Annotated in this window: 16 protein-coding genes; 5 read left to right on the forward strand and 11 right to left on the reverse strand. The window is 56.4% G+C overall.

The window, feature by feature from the left end; genetic code table 11:
- Nucleotides 1-35 precede the first annotated feature (35 nt).
- Both NFU03_RS05120 and NFU03_RS05125 read right to left on the reverse strand, forming a co-directional pair.
- Nucleotides 36-638, reverse strand: a complete 603-nt coding sequence (locus NFU03_RS05120) for an SAM-dependent methyltransferase (RefSeq protein WP_251636665.1) — start codon at nt 636-638, stop codon at nt 36-38.
- Nucleotides 639-659: 21 nt separating this feature from the next.
- Entirely contained in the window at nt 660-1598 is a 939-nt protein-coding gene (locus NFU03_RS05125; RefSeq protein ID WP_251636667.1) for a magnesium transporter CorA family protein, read from the reverse strand.
- Between the two features lie 272 nt (nt 1599-1870).
- On the opposite strand from NFU03_RS05125, the gene NFU03_RS05130 reads away from it, so the two are divergent.
- Together NFU03_RS05130 and NFU03_RS05135 are read left to right on the forward strand one after the other, a co-directional pair.
- A complete protein-coding gene (locus NFU03_RS05130) occupies nt 1871-2503 on the forward strand; it encodes a CBS domain-containing protein (RefSeq protein WP_251636669.1) in 633 nt (210 codons plus the stop codon).
- Nucleotides 2504-2607: 104 nt separating this feature from the next.
- A complete protein-coding gene (locus tag NFU03_RS05135) occupies nt 2608-4278 on the forward strand; it encodes an ABC1 kinase family protein (protein ID WP_251636671.1) in 1671 nt (556 codons plus the stop codon).
- Between the two features lie 64 nt (nt 4279-4342).
- Here the strand turns inward: NFU03_RS05135 and NFU03_RS05140 are convergent, their stop codons facing one another.
- Nucleotides 4343-5371 carry a YeiH family protein gene (locus NFU03_RS05140; protein ID WP_251636673.1) on the reverse strand — a complete coding sequence of 343 codons (1029 nt, stop codon included), beginning with the start codon at nt 5369-5371 and terminating at the stop codon, nt 4343-4345.
- A gap of 107 nt (nt 5372-5478) precedes the next feature.
- On the opposite strand from NFU03_RS05140, the gene NFU03_RS05145 reads away from it, so the two are divergent.
- On the forward strand, nt 5479-6357 hold the full coding sequence (locus NFU03_RS05145; RefSeq protein ID WP_251636675.1) for a LysR family transcriptional regulator: 879 nt from the start codon (nt 5479-5481) through the stop codon (nt 6355-6357).
- 23 nt (nt 6358-6380) lie between these two features.
- Here NFU03_RS05145 and NFU03_RS05150 read toward each other — a convergent pair whose 3' ends face one another.
- Together NFU03_RS05150 and NFU03_RS05155 are read right to left on the reverse strand one after the other, a co-directional pair.
- Complete coding sequence (locus NFU03_RS05150; RefSeq protein WP_251636678.1) at nt 6381-7628, reverse strand: cytochrome P450; 1248 nt, start codon at nt 7626-7628, stop codon at nt 6381-6383.
- Between the two features lie 441 nt (nt 7629-8069).
- Nucleotides 8070-9449, reverse strand: coding sequence for an FAD-binding oxidoreductase (locus NFU03_RS05155; protein WP_251636680.1), 1380 nt, complete (start codon nt 9447-9449; stop codon nt 8070-8072).
- 115 nt (nt 9450-9564) lie between these two features.
- Here NFU03_RS05155 and NFU03_RS05160 point away from each other — a divergent pair, with 115 nt between their 5' ends.
- On the forward strand, nt 9565-10167 hold the full coding sequence (locus tag NFU03_RS05160; protein ID WP_251636683.1) for a YusW family protein: 603 nt from the start codon (nt 9565-9567) through the stop codon (nt 10165-10167).
- 40 nt (nt 10168-10207) lie between these two features.
- Here the strand turns inward: NFU03_RS05160 and ptsP are convergent, their stop codons facing one another.
- Genes ptsP through nagA form a run of 5 tightly spaced genes read right to left on the reverse strand, consistent with a single transcriptional unit; the run spans nt 10208 to nt 16869 of the window.
- Nucleotides 10208-11920: a phosphoenolpyruvate--protein phosphotransferase gene (gene ptsP, locus NFU03_RS05165; protein ID WP_251636684.1), complete on the reverse strand. Its 1713-nt coding sequence runs from the start codon at nt 11918-11920 to the stop codon at nt 10208-10210.
- Nucleotides 11917-12183 carry a phosphocarrier protein HPr gene (locus NFU03_RS05170; RefSeq protein ID WP_251636686.1) on the reverse strand — a complete coding sequence of 89 codons (267 nt, stop codon included), beginning with the start codon at nt 12181-12183 and terminating at the stop codon, nt 11917-11919. Before NFU03_RS05170 ends, ptsP begins: the two co-directional genes overlap by 4 nt.
- Nucleotides 12184-12216: 33 nt before the next feature.
- The gene (locus tag NFU03_RS05175) at nt 12217-12939 is read right to left on the reverse strand and encodes a sugar isomerase domain-containing protein (protein WP_251636687.1); all 723 of its coding nucleotides are present in this window, start codon (nt 12937-12939) and stop codon (nt 12217-12219) included.
- 4 nt (nt 12940-12943) lie between these two features.
- A complete protein-coding gene (locus NFU03_RS05180; protein WP_251636895.1) occupies nt 12944-13666 on the reverse strand; it encodes a GntR family transcriptional regulator in 723 nt (240 codons plus the stop codon).
- A gap of 50 nt (nt 13667-13716) precedes the next feature.
- Entirely contained in the window at nt 13717-16869 is a 3153-nt protein-coding gene (nagA, locus tag NFU03_RS05185) for an N-acetylglucosamine-6-phosphate deacetylase (protein ID WP_251636688.1), read from the reverse strand.
- A gap of 202 nt (nt 16870-17071) precedes the next feature.
- Between nagA and guaC the strand changes: the two genes are divergently transcribed.
- Nucleotides 17072-18055, forward strand: a complete 984-nt coding sequence (gene guaC, locus NFU03_RS05190) for a GMP reductase (protein ID WP_251636689.1) — start codon at nt 17072-17074, stop codon at nt 18053-18055.
- Between the two features lie 61 nt (nt 18056-18116).
- On the opposite strand, the gene NFU03_RS05195 is transcribed toward guaC, so the two are convergent.
- The gene (locus NFU03_RS05195; protein WP_251636690.1) at nt 18117-18749 is read right to left on the reverse strand and encodes a YIP1 family protein; all 633 of its coding nucleotides are present in this window, start codon (nt 18747-18749) and stop codon (nt 18117-18119) included.
- Between the last annotated feature and the right edge of the window lie 5 nt (nt 18750-18754).

Below are 18754 nucleotides of genomic sequence, written 5' to 3' on the forward strand. Positions count from 1 at the left end.
TGCTGCCGGACACGGCGTCAGTCCTGTTTTTCAATTCAGCCGACCCGGTAGATGAGGATCCGTTCGTCTTCGTTGTCTTCGGAGAGGAATGGTATCGGGATCTCACGGATGCGGGAGAACGGGGTCTGCTCCTCGAGGAAGAAGACGTACGCCGTCGTCGGATAATAGAGGATCAGGTCCGCCTGGCGAGGAGACCGTGCGAGCGAGTCCAGCATCTGGAAGATGACGGACTGGAAGATCTCCAGCGAGAACGGATTGAAGAAGTAAAAGACATTCTGCTCCGGCTGGACGGCATACATCTCAGCCTCCGTCTGTTCGAATATGATCTGCCCTCCCGATTTCCGATGGGCGGTTCTGAATGATTCGAGGTTTTCATAGGCTTCCTGCAGGAGACGGCCGTTCAGGTCGATGCCGGTTGCCGTCACGCCGAACCGGTAGGCACTGTAGATCGGCACCCGCCCTTTCCCGCAGCCGAAATCGACAAGATGGTCGCCCGGCCGCAGCGGTTCTGCCGCGAACCACTCATCGAGAACGGCATACGGAGTCGCTTCGTAGCGGTTGTAATGAGCGGATTTCTGGAGGATTTCCAAAGTCCCTTCCGTTCGGATCCCGAGGTATTTGTCTTGCGATGTGTCCATTCTGCATCTCCTTCTCCGACTTCAGCGGATGATCTTCTTTTTTGAACGGGTTTTCAGGATATCCCCTATCCAGCCTTTCTGCTTCAGGTAGAAATAGAGCGCAAACGTTGTCGACAGGATGACGGTGAGGGCGAATGCATAGCCATGCGCCCACTCGAATTCGGGGATCGACTTGAAGTTCATCCCCCAGATGGCACCGAACACAGCTGCCGGGGTGAAGATGGTCGTGATGACGGTGAGTGTCTTCATGATCTCATTGCCGCGCTGGGTCGAGACGAGGTTTTCCATGTCGGACAGCGCCTCGATCTCCCTGCCGTATTCGCTGATCAGCATGCGGAGCCGTTCCAGACGGGTGCACAGCCGTTTCGTTTCCGCTTCGTCCATGAGTGGTTCACTGAAGGTCTCATCGAGGGTCATCTGTGTTTCGACCAGCGGGATGACCAGGTTGCGCCAGACGATGAGGGCGTGTTTGCTGTCTGCGATGCGCTCCAGCAGGTCATCGCTGTTGTTTTCTTTAATGCCCCATATGAGTTCCCGTAATTCGTGTTCGAAGTGGTCGATCTGACTGAGGAATTTGTGGAGGACGGTATTCAGGAAGACGACGAACGCCTGCACTGCATTGTCCGCCAGCTCCAGCTTTTTCTCGAGTTCTTCCCGGGCCTCGCTCGGGAACAGGTGCCGGTCAAGCTCCGAAGTGATCAGCATGTTTTCGGTGAGGAAGAATGCCACCGTCCGTCTATCCGTTTTGACCTGCATGCTCTGTTCGTAGGTCAGTCTGCCCCAGATGGCCTCCTCGCCGGCGACTGCCGTGGAACTGCCGATGATGTCCTGCCTGCTCGCTTTCAACGATTCCAGCCAGCTGCTGCCCGTATCGGGCTGGGAGGAAAGCAGCTGCCCGAGATCGGCGTCTGCACCTTCCTCTTTCCACTCCCATTTCTTATGCTTGAACGAAAAGTACATGGCCCATTCCTCATTTCAAGTAACATTACAATCTAGTTTACCCTCTCTGAACGTAAGCGCAACCTATCAATTACGGTTAGTCTGCCGGAAATCAGGGAAGAAACCAAACAACGTGTGACAACTCGCAGAGGCGCAAGACATTTGCACACCTGTACGCTATACTGGAGAGGAACAGCGCACTGAAAAATACCTTGCTCTCTGCTTTCTGTTTCACTTATACTTATTTTTACCGAATAGTAAGAAATGATTGAAAACAACTGGAGGGAATGCACATGCGCGTACGTGATTTATTTGTAGCCCGAAATTATGTAACTACCGTCAATGACAAAGATACGGTGACTGAAGCACTCGATAAGATCCGCAAAAGCGGATACCGGTCAGTGCCCGTGGTGGATGCGGACGACAATTACAAAGGGATGATCTACAAGATCCATCTCATCGAATACTTATATGAGCAGAACGGGGACGCCAGTACAACGATCGATTCCATCGTCAAGCATAAGGACGACTGTATCGAAGAGACGTCCTCCTTCCTCGATGCCCTGCTGAAGATCAAAGCCCTGCCGTTCATCTCCGTGACGGATCACGGCAAACTCGTCGGGATCCTGACGCATAATCAGATCGAAGGGGTTTTCGAAGATGCGTTCGGCGTGAAGACAGGCGGCCTGAACCTAACCATCTCGTCGACCGAAGCACGCGGCATGATTGAAAAGCTCGCCCGCACCCTGCGCGGTGAAAACATCGAGGGCATGCTGACGCTCGACAACGGCTCTGTGCTCGTCCGTCGTGTCGTCCTGACACTTGAAGGTGAAAAATCCGACGACGAGGTCAGCGCACTCCGCACGAAGCTCGAAAAAGCCGGATTCCGCATTTTGCAGATCGAGCGTCTCGCCGCACAAAACTAACCGCCTGAACTACAGCCCGGCACGTCATGCTTTCTGACGTACCGGGCTGTTTTAGTCAGTTTTCCGAAGGGTATATGCTACTGTTGAGTGGAGGTGATCCCGGGATGAAGCTTTCCATCCGCAAGACGTACCGATTCCAAGAAATCGTCAATACATTCCTAAAGAACGGATTCAGCCACGTGCTGTTCCGTCTCGGCATAACAGAGCGCCGCAAGCCGGGCGCCCTGGACAGCGATCAGATGGACACGAATCTGCAGCACATCGGGCAGAAACTGAACCGGACGCTGCAGGAACTCGGCCCGACGTTCATCAAGCTCGGACAGATCGCCAGTACGCGGCGCGACCTTGTGCCGCCGGAGATCAGCCGGGAGCTGGAGAAACTGCAGGACCATACCGAACCGTTCCCGTTCGGCGAAGTGCAGCAGATCGTGGAAGCTGAACTCGGGCAGCCGCTGTATGAGCTGTTCGAGTCGTTCAGCGACGTTCCGCTCGCCACCGCCTCGATCGGCCAGGTGCATGAAGCCTTCCTGCACAGCGGCGAGAAAGTCGCGGTGAAAGTGCAGCGGCCGGATATCCGCCAGACGATCACGACCGATTTATCGATCCTGAAGGAGATTGCGTCGATCGTCGAAAACAATACGGAATGGGGCAAGATGTACGGCATCCGGGATATCATCAACGAGTTTTCCGATTCGCTGCTCGGTGAACTGGACTACGAGAAGGAAGCGAGGAACGCGGAACGCATCGCGAAACAGTCGGAAGGCGATGCTGCCGTCCATATTCCGGCAATCCATTGGAGCCATTCATCGGAAAAGGTATTGACGATGGAAATGGTGGAAGGCGTGAAGTCCGACCACCTGGACCGGCTGGATGAGCTCGGCTATGACCGTGAACTGCTGGCCTGCAATCTCGTGCATGAAATGTTCAGCCAAGTGCTCGACCACGGATTTTTCCACGGCGACCCGCACCCGGGCAATATTTACATACTCCCCGGAAATGTCATCACGTTCATCGATTTCGGCATGATGGGGGTGCTCGACGACAATCTGAAGTTCCAGTTCGCCAAGCTCGTCATGGAACTGGAGCGCGGCAATACGAAAGGAATCATCAAAGCACTGGACGCCATGGATATCCTCGATGACGACACCGATCTGCCGGCGCTCGAAAAGGACCTCGGCATTCTGAAGACGAAGTACTACGACAAACCGCTCGAATCAATGAGTCTCGGCGAAATCTTCCTGGACCTGTTCGGTGTCGCCTACAAGCACCGCATCCGGATCCCGAGCGAAATCACCGTCCTCGGCAAGACGATCCTGACGCTCGAAGGGCTCATTTCCAAACTGGATCCGAATATGCGGATCATGGACGGCGTCGAACCGTTCGGTCAGCAGCTGCTGCGCGAGCGGTACAGCCCTTCCGCAATCATGAAGTACCTATGGGAGAATCTCAGCGAGAACGCACAGATCATCGCCCACATCCCGAAAGACTTCAAGGAGATCAGCAATGCGGCGAAAAAAGGCAAACTGAAGCTGGACATCAACCTGCGGCAGGCGAACTTCGTCATGCGGCGGCTCGACATCATCAGCAACCGGCTCGCCTTCAGCGTCATCCTGCTCGCCTTCAGCATCCTGATGACAGGGCTGATCATCGGCTCTGCCATCGCCGGGCAGAATAACGTCCTGCTCAATCTCCCGGTCATCGAAGTGGGCGCGATCGTCGCTTTCCTGATGTTCATCTTCCTGCTGTTCTCGATCTTCCGTTCAGGCAAGATGTAGCACGCAAAAAATCCGCTCGGAGCTCTTGCCTCCAAGCGGATTTTTTGTGTCTGTCTGCATTTCTTCAGACGATGAAATACGCGATCACTGACAGCAGGATTGACGTGATCGTCATGGCGGCGAGCGGTCTCAAGGCACGGGCCCGCAGATCGCGCAGGCTGACGTTCAGTCCGAGTCCGACCATCGCTGCCGTCAGCAGCCACGTCGTCAGGACGGACACGAAGTCATAGACGCTGTCGGCAACCGGAATGACCGGGCCGAGTACATAACTGCCCAGGACGCTGAGGATGATGAACCCGACGAGGAACCACGGGAACTCGATCTTCGCGTCGCTTTCCTCGTTCCCTTTGTTTTTCCGCTTCATGACCGCCATCAGGATGAAACAGAGCGGCACAAGAAGGAAGACACGGCCGAGCTTCGCAAGCAGCGCGATCGCCAGACCGTCTTCACCGGCGGGGGCACCGGCGAGCGCCACATGGGCGATCTCGTGAAGGCTGATGCCGGCCCACATGCCGTACGAGATGGAGTCGAGCGGCAGGAACGGACGGAGGATCGTGTAGCCGATGGCAAAGATCGTCCCCATAAGTGCGATGATGCCGACGCCGATCGCGGTGTCCTCGTCTTTCGTCTTCAGGATCGGAGCCACTGCAGCGATCGCCGCCGCACCGCACACCCCCGTGCCGATGCCGAGCAGCAGTGAGATGTTCGGGTCCGCTTTGAACATTTTCGCGAGCCACACAGTGAGGAAGATTGCGAAGACGATGACCCCTGCGTCGCGGACGAGCAGCCCGAGCCCGTCACTCAGCACGGTATCGATGTTGAGTTTCAATCCGTACAAAATGATCGCGGCGCGCAATAGTCGTTTCGATGAAAATGCGATGCCCGGCCGGATCGCTTCCGGATAGCCGAAGAACTGCCGGAAGACGACCGCAATAATGATGGCGGATGCCAGTTGACCGATATGATCGAAGCCCGGCAGCTTGGCGAGCAAGTATCCTAAAAGGGCGATGAAAAATGTAAATGCCACTCCGCCGATCCAAGCTGTCGTTTTTGACGGCTTTTTCGGTGAAGGTGCAACTGATGTTGTGTTCATGTGAACACCTCCTGGATTCAGTATACGCCCGCCGCTTCCATAAGAAAAATAACAATGTATAATCGTTATCATAAGTAATCCGTTATCAATGATAAGGAGTGGACCATATGGACCAGGGTCTGACCGTCTTCGTGACAGTCGCGGAAAAGAAGAACTTCACACGGGCCGCCGAGGAATTGCACATGACCCAGCCTGCTGTCAGCCAGCATATCAGGGCGCTCGAAGAGACGATGGGCGTCCGTCTGTTGGAGCGCACCAACAAGTATGTCCGGCTGACGAAAGCCGGGGAGATCGTCTATCATCATGCAAAGGAGATCGTCGGGCTGTACGATCGTATGCATCATCTCGTCAGCGACCTGTCGAATGTAGCGGGCGGCCGCCTGGCGATCGGTGCCAGCTATACGTTCGGCGAGTATGTGCTCCCCCATATTCTTGCCCGTCTGCTCGACCGCTATCCGGCAATACGGCCAGAAGTGACGATCGGCAATACGGCAGAAATCGCGGAGCTGATCACAAACCGTCAGTTGGACGTCGGCATCGTGGAAGGGCGTTTCAAGGAAAACGCCGAGCTGACGGAGCAGGCGTTCGCCGAAGACCGGATGCTGCTCGTCTCCTCCCCGTCTCATGTGCTGGCAAGGCAGACGGAACCGCTCCGTTGGGAACAGCTCGACGGCCGGACGTGGATCATACGTGAGGCCGGCTCCGGCACGCGGGAAGCGGCGGAAACACTGTTCACCCGCTTCGCGATCCAGCCGTCGCATACGATCCGGTTCAGCAGCACACAGCCGATCAAAGAAGCGGTGGCAGCCGGTCTCGGAATCAGCCTGCTGTCGGACTGGGCGGTGCGGAAGGAGATCCGCCAAGGCGATCTCGTTTCATTGGACATCGAGGGACTGCCGTACGTCCGTCAGTTTTCCGTCGTGACCAACTCGCCTTACCGGACGAAAGCGCTGCAGGTTTTCCTGGACTTGCTGCTGGCTGTGTAGGTCTTCCGGCAGCAGGCGGCTGCTCAGCGGCGGCGGACGTTCTCCATGATAATTTCGCTTTCCGGGACGGCCGGCATGCTCGCCTTGCTGTAGCCCATGTCCTGTTCCGGAATGTCATACGCCATTTTGTTCGCCAAGTAGTCGAGCGTCACTTTCATCACTTCGATTGTCGCCCACTCCCCGGCACAGCGGTGGCCCGTAGCATAATCGCCGCCTCCCTGGGGCACAAAGTTGAACGGTGTGACGCTGGCGGAAGCGAACCGGCCGGGTCGGAATTGATCGGGGTCCGGCCAGTTCTTCTCCTCCCGGCTCGTCCCGTAGAAGTCGAAGAGGACGAGCGTCCCTTTTTCGAACGTCATGCCTTTCCATTCGAAGTCGTCCTTGACGCGGGCGCCGTTGAACGGGAAGAACGGATAGAGACGTCTCACTTCCTGGACGAAGTGTTCGAGCGGCTCCTCCTTGCTGCCTTCTAGGGCCGCCCGCTCGTCGGGATGCTGCAGCAGCGCATGTCCCGTGAAGGCGATGTAAATGGAGATCGCCACGATCGGCCGGACGATATTCAGCACTTCCACCGCCGCAATGCGCGGTTCGAGCAGTTTTCCTTCCAAGTCCTTGTGCTCGGAAAACGTCAGCAGAGCAGTCCCGGACGGCGGCTGCAGCTTGTTCTGCCGTACGTCTTCAACGAGACCGGCAATCCACTTCTCCAGTTCCTTGCGGGCATGCACCGCTCCTCTGTACTTCATCCCGACGGAAGCGGGCGATTCGAACAGCTGAGCAAGCTGGCGGGTCCGCTTCTCCACGTCCTTCTCCTCCAGCGGCACACCCGCCCAGCGGACGGCTGCGCGTGTCAGCACTTCCTGAGCTACTTGATATAAACGGATCGTTTCCCCATCTCCCCATCCATCGAGTTTGCGCTCCCATTCATCGGCGATCAGCTTGCCGAGCTGGCGGATGTGTTCAGGGTTCATGAGTTCCATGAACATCGCTTTCCGGTGATGATGCGCCTCGCCGTCGAGCGACTGCACGCCTTTTTCGCCGAGCAGCGTCTTCTGGGCATGCTTCGGTGCCGCGCCGCTGCGGATGAATTTGTTGTTGTCGTAGAAGATTTCCCCCGCTTCCTCGCCAGTCATGCAGATGACCCGTTCGCCGAGCAGACTCGTTTCGAACAAGTTGGAGTTGAACTGCCGGCTGCGGTTCGGAATGAAGTCGTACCCTTCTTTCAGCACGGATATCGTATGGTCCAGTCCTTCTTCTTTCGGGATGTTGGTCATTTTGTCTCTGCCCCTTTGCATGTAGTGTCGTTTTTACACTATGGATTCCCTGTCCGGCTTGCTGTAAACGGGGGATGAGTGAACTGGCGGCAGAGTTTATGAGCGCTTTTGTGGGTTTATGAGCGGATTTTGAGATTTATGAGCGGTTTGCGGAGTTTATGAGCGTTTTTCCAGTTTTATGAGCGGTTCTGCGGATTTATGAGCGTTTTTCCAGTTTTATGAGCGGTTTCCACACATTTATGAGCGTTTCTCCGTTTTTATGAGCACCCCTCGCCATACTATCCCCCAACAGAAAATGCTCCGCGCAGCGGAGCCCACAAGTCAGTCTTTGCTTGTTTCGTTGCTGCGCGGTATGGCTTGGTGGAGCGGCCAACGCGACGGACGCGGGCGTGAGTGATGAAAGCATACAAAAAGGAGCTGCAGGGCAGCTCCTTTTCATCATTATTCGACGATCAGCTTACCGGGGTTCATGAGGTTCCCCGGGTCGAGCGCCTGCTTGATCTTCAGCATGACGTCATAGGCCGGGCCGTGTTCTTCCCGCTGGTATTTCTGCTTACCGACACCGACGCCATGCTCGCCGGTGCATGTGCCGCCGCAGGCGAGTGCGCGGCGGACGATCGTTTCGTTATAGGTATCGGCCCGCTGCAGCTCGTCCGCGTCTGAATGGTCGATCATGAGCAGGACGTGGAAGTTGCCGTCGCCAACGTGGCCGACGATGCCGCCTTCGAGCCGCTGCCGGTCGAGTTCTTCGCGGGCGAAGACGACCGCTTCCGCCAGTTCCGAGATCGGGACGCACACATCCGTCAGCATCATCTGCTTGCGCGGGAAGCCGTGCGTATAAGCATACGCGGCATTGTGCCGCGCTTCCCACAGTTTGTTGCGGCTCGCGGTTTCCTGTTCGAAGAGGATCTCCCGGCAGCCGAAATCCTTGACGATCTCTTCCGTGAACGCGACGTCCTGGGCGAGGCCTGCCTCGTTGCCGTGGAATTCAAGGAATAGGGTCGGCTGTTCAGCGTAATCGGTTTCGCTGTACGCATTCACTTGCCGGATTGATTCGGTATCGACCAGTTCCACGCGGGCGATCGGGATGCCGGCCTGGAGAATCGCCGGCACGGCTTCGATGGCATTCGTGATCGAGTCGAAAACCGCACGCGCTGCCACCGTCACTTCCGGGATGCCGAATACGCGCAGCGTCAGTTCGGTGAAACAGCCGAGCGTCCCTTCCGAGCCGACGAACAGGCCGTTCAAGTGGTAGCCGGAAGACGATTTCGCCGCCATATTGCCGGTATGGATGATCGATCCGTCCGCGAGTACGACTTCCATATCCCGGACCTGGTCGCGCATGACGCCGTATTTGACGGAAGTCGTGCCGCTCGCATTCGTCGCCGCCATGCCGCCGAGCGTTGCATCTGCGCCTGGGTCGACGGAAAAGAACAAGCCATGCTTCTTCAGTTCTTTGTTGAGCGCGGTCCGGGTGACGCCCGGCTGTACGGTCACGAGCATATCCGCCGGACGGATGTCGAGGATTTTATCCATCTCCGTAAAATCGATCGTGATGCCGCTGTCGTATGGAATGACGTGTCCTTCAAGGCTCGAGCCGACGCCGAACGGGATGACCGGCACTTTGTTCGCAGCTGCCGCTTTGACGATGCGGCTCACCTCTTCCGCAGTGCGCGGGAAGACGACGGCATCAGGCATGCTCGGCGTATGATAGGATTCATCTTTGCTATGTAAGGTCCGGACCGTTTCGTTTACCGTGATCTGATCGGCCTCCAGGAATTGCGACAGTTCGTCTGTCAGCTGTTCAATTGCAGTTGTCATAAAATCCTTCCTTCCTTTTTCGTTATTTTCCAATTATAGCGCATTTTCTTCCTGTTTGGTAACGGCGGAATCGGGAACAGTATAAGTACTCAAAACTGACAGGAGGGCTTCACCTATGAAACCAACAGCAGCGGCAGGCAGTGTCCTCGCCCTGAGCCTGCTCCTCGGAGCTTGCGGCAACTCGGACGACAGCAATTCGAACGGTACTGCAGGGACGGAAGATACATCGACAGAACAAGGAACGGTCAATGACACGGATACCGGCATGGACGACTCGGGGACTGACAGCACGGACGGCACATCGGGAACAGATACTTCTGGAGACAGTTCAAGCACGGACAGTTCCTCCGGTTCCTCGGACACAGCCGCCGGCCAGGACGACATGAAGGAAAAGATGGATAAACTCGGCTACGATGAATTCGAACTCGAAGTGGATTACGGAAAAGACAAGGAATACGAAATTGAAATCGAGCAGGATAACGGTGTCATCGAATCTGCGGTCGAGGACGAACTGACCGATCAGAACCTGAAAGGCCAGGAAGCGTTCGATGAGATCTATCCGAAACTGGAGAAATTGAATATAAATGACACAACGTCGAAAGAAGACGCCATACAGCAGGCGCTGGACGCATTCGGCTTGAAAGACGATTACGTGAAATTCGATATGGAGATCACAATGCCGGACGGCAAGAAACTCAACTTCGAAGATAAAAAATGACAGACGGAAAAAGCGGAACCGGCTTACGGTTCCGCTTTTTTCATTTGCTGTGTTCCTGTACGAACTTGATGATCTCCTCGGAAGTCCCCATCTGCAGGATTTCCGGGATGTAGCCTTCCCACTCGGCTTTCGATAATCCGGCAATCTGAGCACGGGCTTTCAGAATGCTCGACGGGCTCATCGAGAATTCGTCGAGTCCCATGCCGAGCAGGATCGGGATGACCAGCGGGTCGCCCGCCACTTCGCCGCACATGCCGGCCCACTTGCCTTCTTTGTGCGCTGCTGAAATGACATTATGGATGAGCCGCAGGACAGCCGGATGGTTCGGCTGATACAGATACGACACGGATTCGTTCATGCGGTCCGCCGCCATCGTGTACTGGATCAAGTCGTTCGTCCCGATCGAGAAGAAGTCGACCTCTTTTGCGAACAGGTCCGCAATGACTGCAGCAGCCGGAATCTCGAGCATCATTCCGACTTCATACGTGTCACTGATTGCAAAGCCGTCCGCTTTCAGTTTCTCTTCCTCTTCCAGCAGCATCTGCTTCGCCTGGCGGAACTCTTCGAGAGTCGCGATCATCGGGAACATGATCTTCAAGTTCCCGTGGACGCTCGCCCGCAGAAGTGCGCGGAGCTGCGTGCGGAACATGTCCGGCTGCGCGAAGCAGAGACGGATAGCACGCTCCCCAAGGAACGGGTTCATCTCTTCCGGTGTGCTGAAATAATTGAGCTCCTTGTCGCCGCCGATGTCGAGCGTCCGGACAACTGTCGGACGGTCGTCCATCGCCGTGAGGACAGCTTTGTATGCTTCCAGCTGTTCTTCTTCGGATGGCCAGTCGCTCTGCCCCATATAGAGGAACTCTGTGCGGAACAGACCGACGCCTTCCGCCCCGTTCTTGTCGGCGAGCGGCAGGTCGTCGATTGAAGCAATATTCGCACCCACTTCGACGTGCTGCCCATCGCTCGATGTCGTCGCTTCCGATACATAGCGATTCAGGAGTTCCTTGTCCTGCTGGAACTTTTCCTTCTTTCCTTCATACGTGCCGACTTCGGTATCTGCCGGATCGATAAGGACTGTGCCGTCCGTGCCGTCTACGATCACCCGGACGCCCTGTTCGATTGTGTCCATCGCAGTCTTCGTCCCGACGACTGCCGGGATCTCGAGCATCCGTCCGAGGATGGCGGAGTGCGACGTGCGGCCGCCGATATTCGTGACGAACCCTTTGACGAACTCCTTGTTCAGCTGGGCTGTCGCGGATGGCGTCAGGTCGTCCGCGATGATGATGACTTCCTCATCGATCGCGGACGGATCAGATACGTGGACTCCGAGCAGTTTTGCGAGGAGGCGCTTCGTGACATCACGGACATCCGCAGCGCGTTCCCGCATGTATTCGTTATCCATCGATTCGAACATGGCGGTGAAAGTGTCGGCAGCCTGCTGCAAAGCAAACTCCGCATTCACGCCCTGCTCGATGCTTCCGGTGACGCTCGACGTCAATTCAGGATCATTGAGCACAAGCAAATGGGCCGCAAAGATGGCCGCTTTGTCTTCACCGAAGTTCTCGGCAGCTTTCAGACGGATCGCTTCCAGTTCTTCCGCCGCCTTCGACTTGGCCGATTCGAAGCGGGCGATTTCGTCAGCAGGATTGTCGATGGAGCGTTTTTCCACTGTCAGGTCGGGAGCTTCCAGACGGTATGCTTTGGCGATCGCGATGCCGTCGGAAACACCGATTCCTGTAAGTTGGCTGGTCACTCGCCGATATTCTCCTGTTTCATGATCTCGTCCACTTTCGCGATCGCCTCTGCTGCGTCAGCGCCATCTGCTTCGATTTCGACTTGAGCACCCGATTCGATACCCATGCCCATGACACCCATGATCGATTTCATATTCGCTTTCTTGCCGTTATAGCCGATCGTCACGTCGGATTGGAACGGAGTGACGGCGGAGACGAGAAGTGAACAAGGACGTGCGTGAAGACCTTCGCTGCTAGTGATCGTGTACGTTTTCTTTTCCATGGGAAATCTCTCCTTTGAAGTTAAATAATGAAGTTAAAAATCGATGCGCCCGCTGTATCGGGCAACCAGCTGTTCGTTATGTGCTTCGTTTCCATCCAAATTCCCGCTTCTGAAAACCGGTGCTGCCATGCCGTTTTCCTCCATATAGGAAACGGTTTCACAAAGCAGTGCATGAAGCAAAGCGTTCCCGATAACGGAAGACACAGGTCCGCACTGGATACCGCCGATCTGCAGGATTCCGTCCCCCGGCGGCACCTTCGTATCAAGCACGGCTGACACGATGTCCTCCAGCCGTTTTCCGGAAGCGTGACGGGAAGGATGTTCCTGTCCAGTATACCGTAAAGACTGCAAAGAAACCGTATATGCGCCTTGCGAAACGGCGTATTCCGCCGCGTCGAGCGGCACGGGATTCCGGCCCGACGTCGAGATGATGATCACTGCGTCGTCCGGCCGGATATCGAGCGACGGCAGGAACGTTTTGCCGAAAGCCGGATCCTTTTCGAGCGCGGACGACCGCAAAGCTCCCTCATGCAGCATGAGCGGCTCAATCGAAATCGGTTTGACTGGCGCCAGGCTCCCCGCCCGGTAGAACCCTTCCTGAGCAAGCAGCTGCGAATGCCCCGACCCGAACAGCTGGACGATGCCGCCGCGGCGGATCCGTTCCGCCAGTTCACCGGCAGCCGCTTTCAAAACTGGCTCCGCGTCCGTCTCCACTTCTTTCAGCAGTGCCTGCACTGCGTCAAAGTATGCATTCATACGATCACCTCCCGATTTCACTGATGAATTTATACCGGTCCGCCCGGTATGTGCTGCGGACCACTTCGAACGGCCGGCCGTCATCCAGCATACTGATGCGCTCGATGAGGACGACAGCTGCCGGCAGGCTGATTTGCAGATACTCGGCGTCGTCCAGCTTCGCAAGCGCGGCTTCCATCCGCTGGGTCGCCTGACCGATCACGAGATGCGCCTGCTGCTCGATATACGCATAGAGCGATCCCTGCAGCGCTTCTTCCGTCAGTTCCGGCAGCAGTCCGACCGGCAGGAAGGACCGCTCGATCGCCATCGGCGTGTTGTCCGCATAGCGGATCCGGATGATCTTGTAGACGGACGCTTCCCCGTCCAAGCCGAGTTTCGCCGCAATCTGCGCGTCCGGCTGCACGATGCTGAAACCGATGAGCTTCGTGCCGGGAACGAATCCCCGCGCTTTCATGTCTTCCGTGAAACTGGTCAGCCCGTTCAGCGGCTGTTCCATCTTCTCTTCTGCTACAAAGGTTCCTCTGCCCTTTTCCCGGTACAGTAAACCCTCTTTCACTAAATTCAGGAGCGCCTGCCGCACCGTCATCCGGCTGACTCCGAATTGGGCGGACAGATCGCGCTCCGAAGGGATCAGCGAGTTGACGGGATAGGTCCCCTCGGCGATGCGTTCCCGCAGCAGCTCCTCGATCTGGACGTAGATCGGGATAGCGGATTGTTTGTCAACGATCGGGAGCACCCCCACTCCGGCTTGCGGTGAATCCTCTCTGCGTGCTGTGGTCACTGGTTTTCATCGCGCTCATACCCTGTCCTGCCTCCACAGATGGTCCGTACGACGTTCCATCGGTCATCGAGCACGACGAGATCCGCATCCTTGCCGGCAGCGATAGCGCCCTTCTGCGTGAGGCCGAGCTGGCGTGCCGCGTTGCCTGACGTGATCTTCGCCATGTCGACGGGTCCAAGGCCGAGCAGCTCCGCCACATTCTTCACCGCCTGATCCATCTTCAGAATACTTCCCGCAAGCGCTCCGTTCGTCAGCCGCGCGTCAGTCTCTGTCACGTGCACAGGCTGTCCGCCGAGCTCATACTCGCCCGGCTCGAGCCCTTTCGCCCGCATCGCGTCCGTGATCAGAACGAGGCGTTCCGGTCCTTTCATGCGGTAGGCCAGCTCCACCGATTTCGGATGACTGTGGATGAAGTCCGCGATGATTTCAGCGGACAGTCCATCCGTCAGCAGCGCGCCGCCGATCGCTCCCGGCTCCCGGTGATGGAACGGCGACATCTGGTTGTACAAATGGGTCGCCTGTTTCGCTCCTGCTTCTGCGGCTTCTTCCATCTGTTCAACCGTCGCATCCGTGTGACCGAGAGAAGCGATGACGTTCTCCGACGCCAACTTGCGGATGAACGCCATTCCGTCCGGCTCCTCTGGCGCGAGCGTCACCATCTTGATCTTGCCGCCGGACTCCTGCTGCCAGCGGTCGAACTGATCGGCATCCGGCGGGCAGATGTACTGCAGCGGCTGTGCTCCCGCGCGTTTCGATGATACGAACGGCCCTTCCAAATGGACGCCGAGCATGTCGGCCTGTCCCGGTCCTGAATTGAACGCGGCCAGGTTCTTCATCGCCGCGCTGATCGCTTCCGGCGCCTGCGTCATGGAAGTCGCAAGGAAAGAGGTCGTCCCTTCTTTCGGCAGGACGTCCGCCATCGTCCGGATCGCTTCCGGTGTCGCGTCCATGACGTCCGCACCTGCCGCCCCGTGGATATGCATGTCGATGAATCCCGGCAGCACATATTGTCCTGCTGCGTCGACCTGCTCGTCCGCTTTGTACTCCAGATTTCTGCCGACTTCCACGATGCGTCCGTCTTCGATCAGCACATCGCCTTTGTCCAGCAGACGTTTCTTCAGATCATCCCGCAGCGAAGCGAGCTGATCGATATCGTCCCCTTTCACAGTCACCGTGACCGGCGCGCCGACAGGAGGTCCCTGGACGATCGTATTCAGGAAGATTTCTGCATCCGGATTGCGTTTCCGCAGTTCCGGTTCCCATTTGTTGATGAATTCCGAGGCGCTAATCTGCGCTTTCTTCACACGGAACACTGCCTGCCCGGTGTTCTCCCCCGTATTGTCCATCGACGCGGCAAACAGGTTCGGCAGGCCATCGCCTGTAAACAGGGCCGTCTCCTTGACGCTGCCGTCCTCTTCCGCCACTTCGTCCATGATACGCTGGAGTTCGTTGTTCGTTTCATCGAGCGCCGTCCCTTCGGCCAGGCGGACGTTCATCGTCACTTCTTCCTTATCGGCAGCCGGGAAGAATTCGAACGGCGTCAGCAGCGCCAGGAACAGCAGGCCGGTCGCGATCACCAGGCCGCCGAGCCCGACGAGCAGCGGACGCTTCAAGACAGACCGCAGCACCTTTTCCGAATAGAAGACCGCGATCTTCTCGAGCGGCTTGCCGAGGAATCCAGGTGTGTCGGAAATTTTCTTCCCGCGGCGTTTTGTTTTGATATACTGCATCATCGGCACGAGCGTCACCGACAGAATTGTCGACGCGATGATCGTCGTAATCAAAATGCTCGGCAACGCTTTGATGAACGCCCCATTGCCGCCCGACAGCAGGAGCAGCGGCGAAAACGTCACGACGATGGCGAGACTGGAAGAAATGATCGACGAATACACTTCCTTCACGCCGTTCACCGCGCCGTCCAGCGCGGAATCCCCAAGCTTGTAACGGCGCTGAATATTATCGTTCACGACGATGCTGTCATCGACCAGAATCCCGATCGCGATGATCAGCCCAATCACCGAAATCTGGTTCAAGTCCACGCCCATGAATGGAATTGGAATGAGACCAGTCAATACGGACGCAAGCACTGTCAGCGCCACCGCAAACGACCCGAACCATGTCAGCCCGGCCGTCGTCACGACGAGCACCGCAATAACTGCGATCAGCAGGGACACATACAGACTGTCGAAGATCGTGTTCACGTTGTCCGCCTGCGATTCGTACGTATGGGCAGATACCTCGTCCGGCAATCCGCTGATGAACCCATCCATCTTCTTAGCGACGGTTTTGTCCATTGACGGGATATCCTGCCCCGGCTGCAGGAAGACCGTATAGGAAACAGCCGGCTCCCCGTCGAAGGTTACGATGTCCTTCACCTCTGCATCCGACTCACCGATGTCCGCAAGCTTCGACAGCGGCACGGCAGCATCCCCGATCTGCAGGGACTTGAGCTTATCGATGCCGTCTTCCTGCTGGACGCTCAGTACGACGCGTTCCTTGCCGTCGTCATGCGTTCCGAGCGCCACCGGCTGGTTCGCCTGCTGCAGCACGCTCAGCACGTCATACGGCTGCAGGCGGTATTCCGCAAGTTTCGCCGGATCGAGGTCGATGATCACCTGCTTTTCGGCATATCCTTTCACCGTCGCGCCGGCCACTCCCTCGATCGACTGGATATCATCCGACAGCGCCGCAAAATCGGTCTCCAGTTCCTCCAGTGCCTTCTCATCCCCGGTGAACATATAGGAAACGAGCGGGAATGCCAGATCGAGCTTCTTCACTTCAGGCGTCTGCGCATTATCCGGCAGCTCGCCGGCCGCCTTCTGCACCTCCGACTGCAGCTCACTGAGTGTCTGCTCTGAATCCACCCCGTCCTTCAGTGAAATCGTGATGATGGACGCGGAGTTGGCCGATACCGACTGCAGCGTATCGATGCCGTCCACTTTCTTCACGGCACGCTCTAGCGGATTCGTCAGCGCCCGCTCCGTCTCTTCGGGTTCCGCCCCCGGCAGGATCGCCGACACCATCACAAGATCGACCGGCGTCTCCGGAATCTCCCGTTTCGGAAGCGTCAAAAACGTATACACGCCGACTAACATGAGAATGAATATAAGAAAAATGAACAGCTTACTCCGTTTCAATAAATAGGCCACTGGACCAAACCTCCCCTTCTATAGATGAATCAATCAATCTACTGTACTTCCATCATGCCACAGCCGTTTGCCGACCACAATTTTGGAACGTCAGAAAAGACAGAGAATCGTTTGACAAGGACAACTGAATCTTGTACAGTACATAAGGACGAACAATTTAAGGTGAGTCCGACAAATTATTCGCTTTTAGGAGTGTTCACTAATGGATGTAGTATTCGATTATGAAGATATTCAACTGATTCCCGCAAAATGTATCGTCGACAGCCGTTCCGAATGTGATACGTCCGTCCGACTTGGAAAGTATACGTTCCGCCTGCCGGTCGTCCCTGCCAATATGCAAACTATCATTGACGAAAAAATTGCCGTCCAGCTCGCTGAAGGCGGTTATTTCTATATTATGCACCGGTTCGATCCGGCTTCCCGCCCGGCGTTCATCCGCGACATGCACAGCCGCGGCCTGATCGCTTCCATCAGTGTCGGCGTCAAGGACGATGAATATGGATTCGTCGAGCAGCTCGCTGCGGACTCCCTCATCCCTGACTACATTACGATCGACATCGCGCATGGCCACTCGAATGCCGTGATTCGTATGATCCAGCACATTAAGAAGCACTTGCCGGAAAGCTTCGTCATCGCCGGTAACGTCGGCACGCCGGAAGCCGTCCGTGAACTCGAAAACGCCGGAGCGGACGCCACGAAAGTCGGCATCGGCCCCGGAAAAGTATGCATCACGAAAATCAAAACCGGTTTCGGAACAGGCGGCTGGCAGCTCGCTGCGGTCCGCTGGTGTGCGAAAGCCGCTTCCAAGCCGATCATCGCTGACGGCGGCATCCGCACCCACGGCGATATCGCGAAATCCGTCCGATTCGGCGCAAGCATGGTGATGATCGGATCCCTGTTCGCAGGACACGAAGAATCCCCGGGCCAGACGGTCGAACAAGACGGAGAGACGTACAAAGAGTACTTCGGCTCTGCGTCTGAATTCCAAAAAGGCGAAAAGAAGAACGTCGAAGGCAAGAAGATGTACGTCGAATACAAAGGACCGCTTCAGGATACGCTGACGGAAATGGAACAGGATCTCCAGTCCTCCATCTCCTACGCAGGAGGCCGCAGCCTGGACGCCATCCGCACGGTCGACTACGCCATCGTCAAAAACTCCATCTTCAACGGTGACAAAGTCTACTAATAAACTGCACGCCGAAAAACCGGAATCCGCTCCATGCGGGTTCCGGTTTTTACAATACCTATTAAAAGGCGAAAGAGAAGAACAGGACGAGCATGACAGCAATTGCGGCGATGATCAGGAACCCGGCTGCAATCACAACGAGGACGACGCCGAACCCACGCCATGCAGAAAAGCCGTGGATGAGTCCGATCCCTTTGCATGAAATGACAAGGGAGTAGATACCGAGTGCAAATGTCAGGAAGTTGACGAGCGCAAAAACGGCGAGTGGCAAGTACGTGATCTCAAAACTTCCGGCAGGCGGCTCCATGAATGCCTTCTTCCCGAAAGCGGCGATGATCCAGTAGTTCACCGGAGCCATCCAGATCATCGGGATGGAAGAAGCCGGAACAATGCGCAGCATCTCCGAAAACGTCCCGTGTCCGCCGAACATCCCTTTCCCGATCCACGTATACAGCGCAGCGCCGATCACCCAAGAGATGAGTGCCCCGACGAACGTCAGGACGATCAGTACGACGATCAGCGCACCGAGCGGCAGATTCGTGAACAGGTTGGCATTCCCCGCCTGGTAGCCCCCAGTCGCAAGGGCGGCAAGTGCCAGGATGAAGACCGCATATTTCAGCGACACCTGTTTTCTCATATATTCCAATACTTCCATCGGCCGAGACCAGATGGTGATAAGCGGTTTACCATTCATTATAA

Source organism: Sporosarcina sp. NCCP-2716, from assembly GCF_023707985.1.
In the GTDB taxonomy this organism is placed as follows: domain Bacteria; phylum Bacillota; class Bacilli; order Bacillales_A; family Planococcaceae; genus Sporosarcina.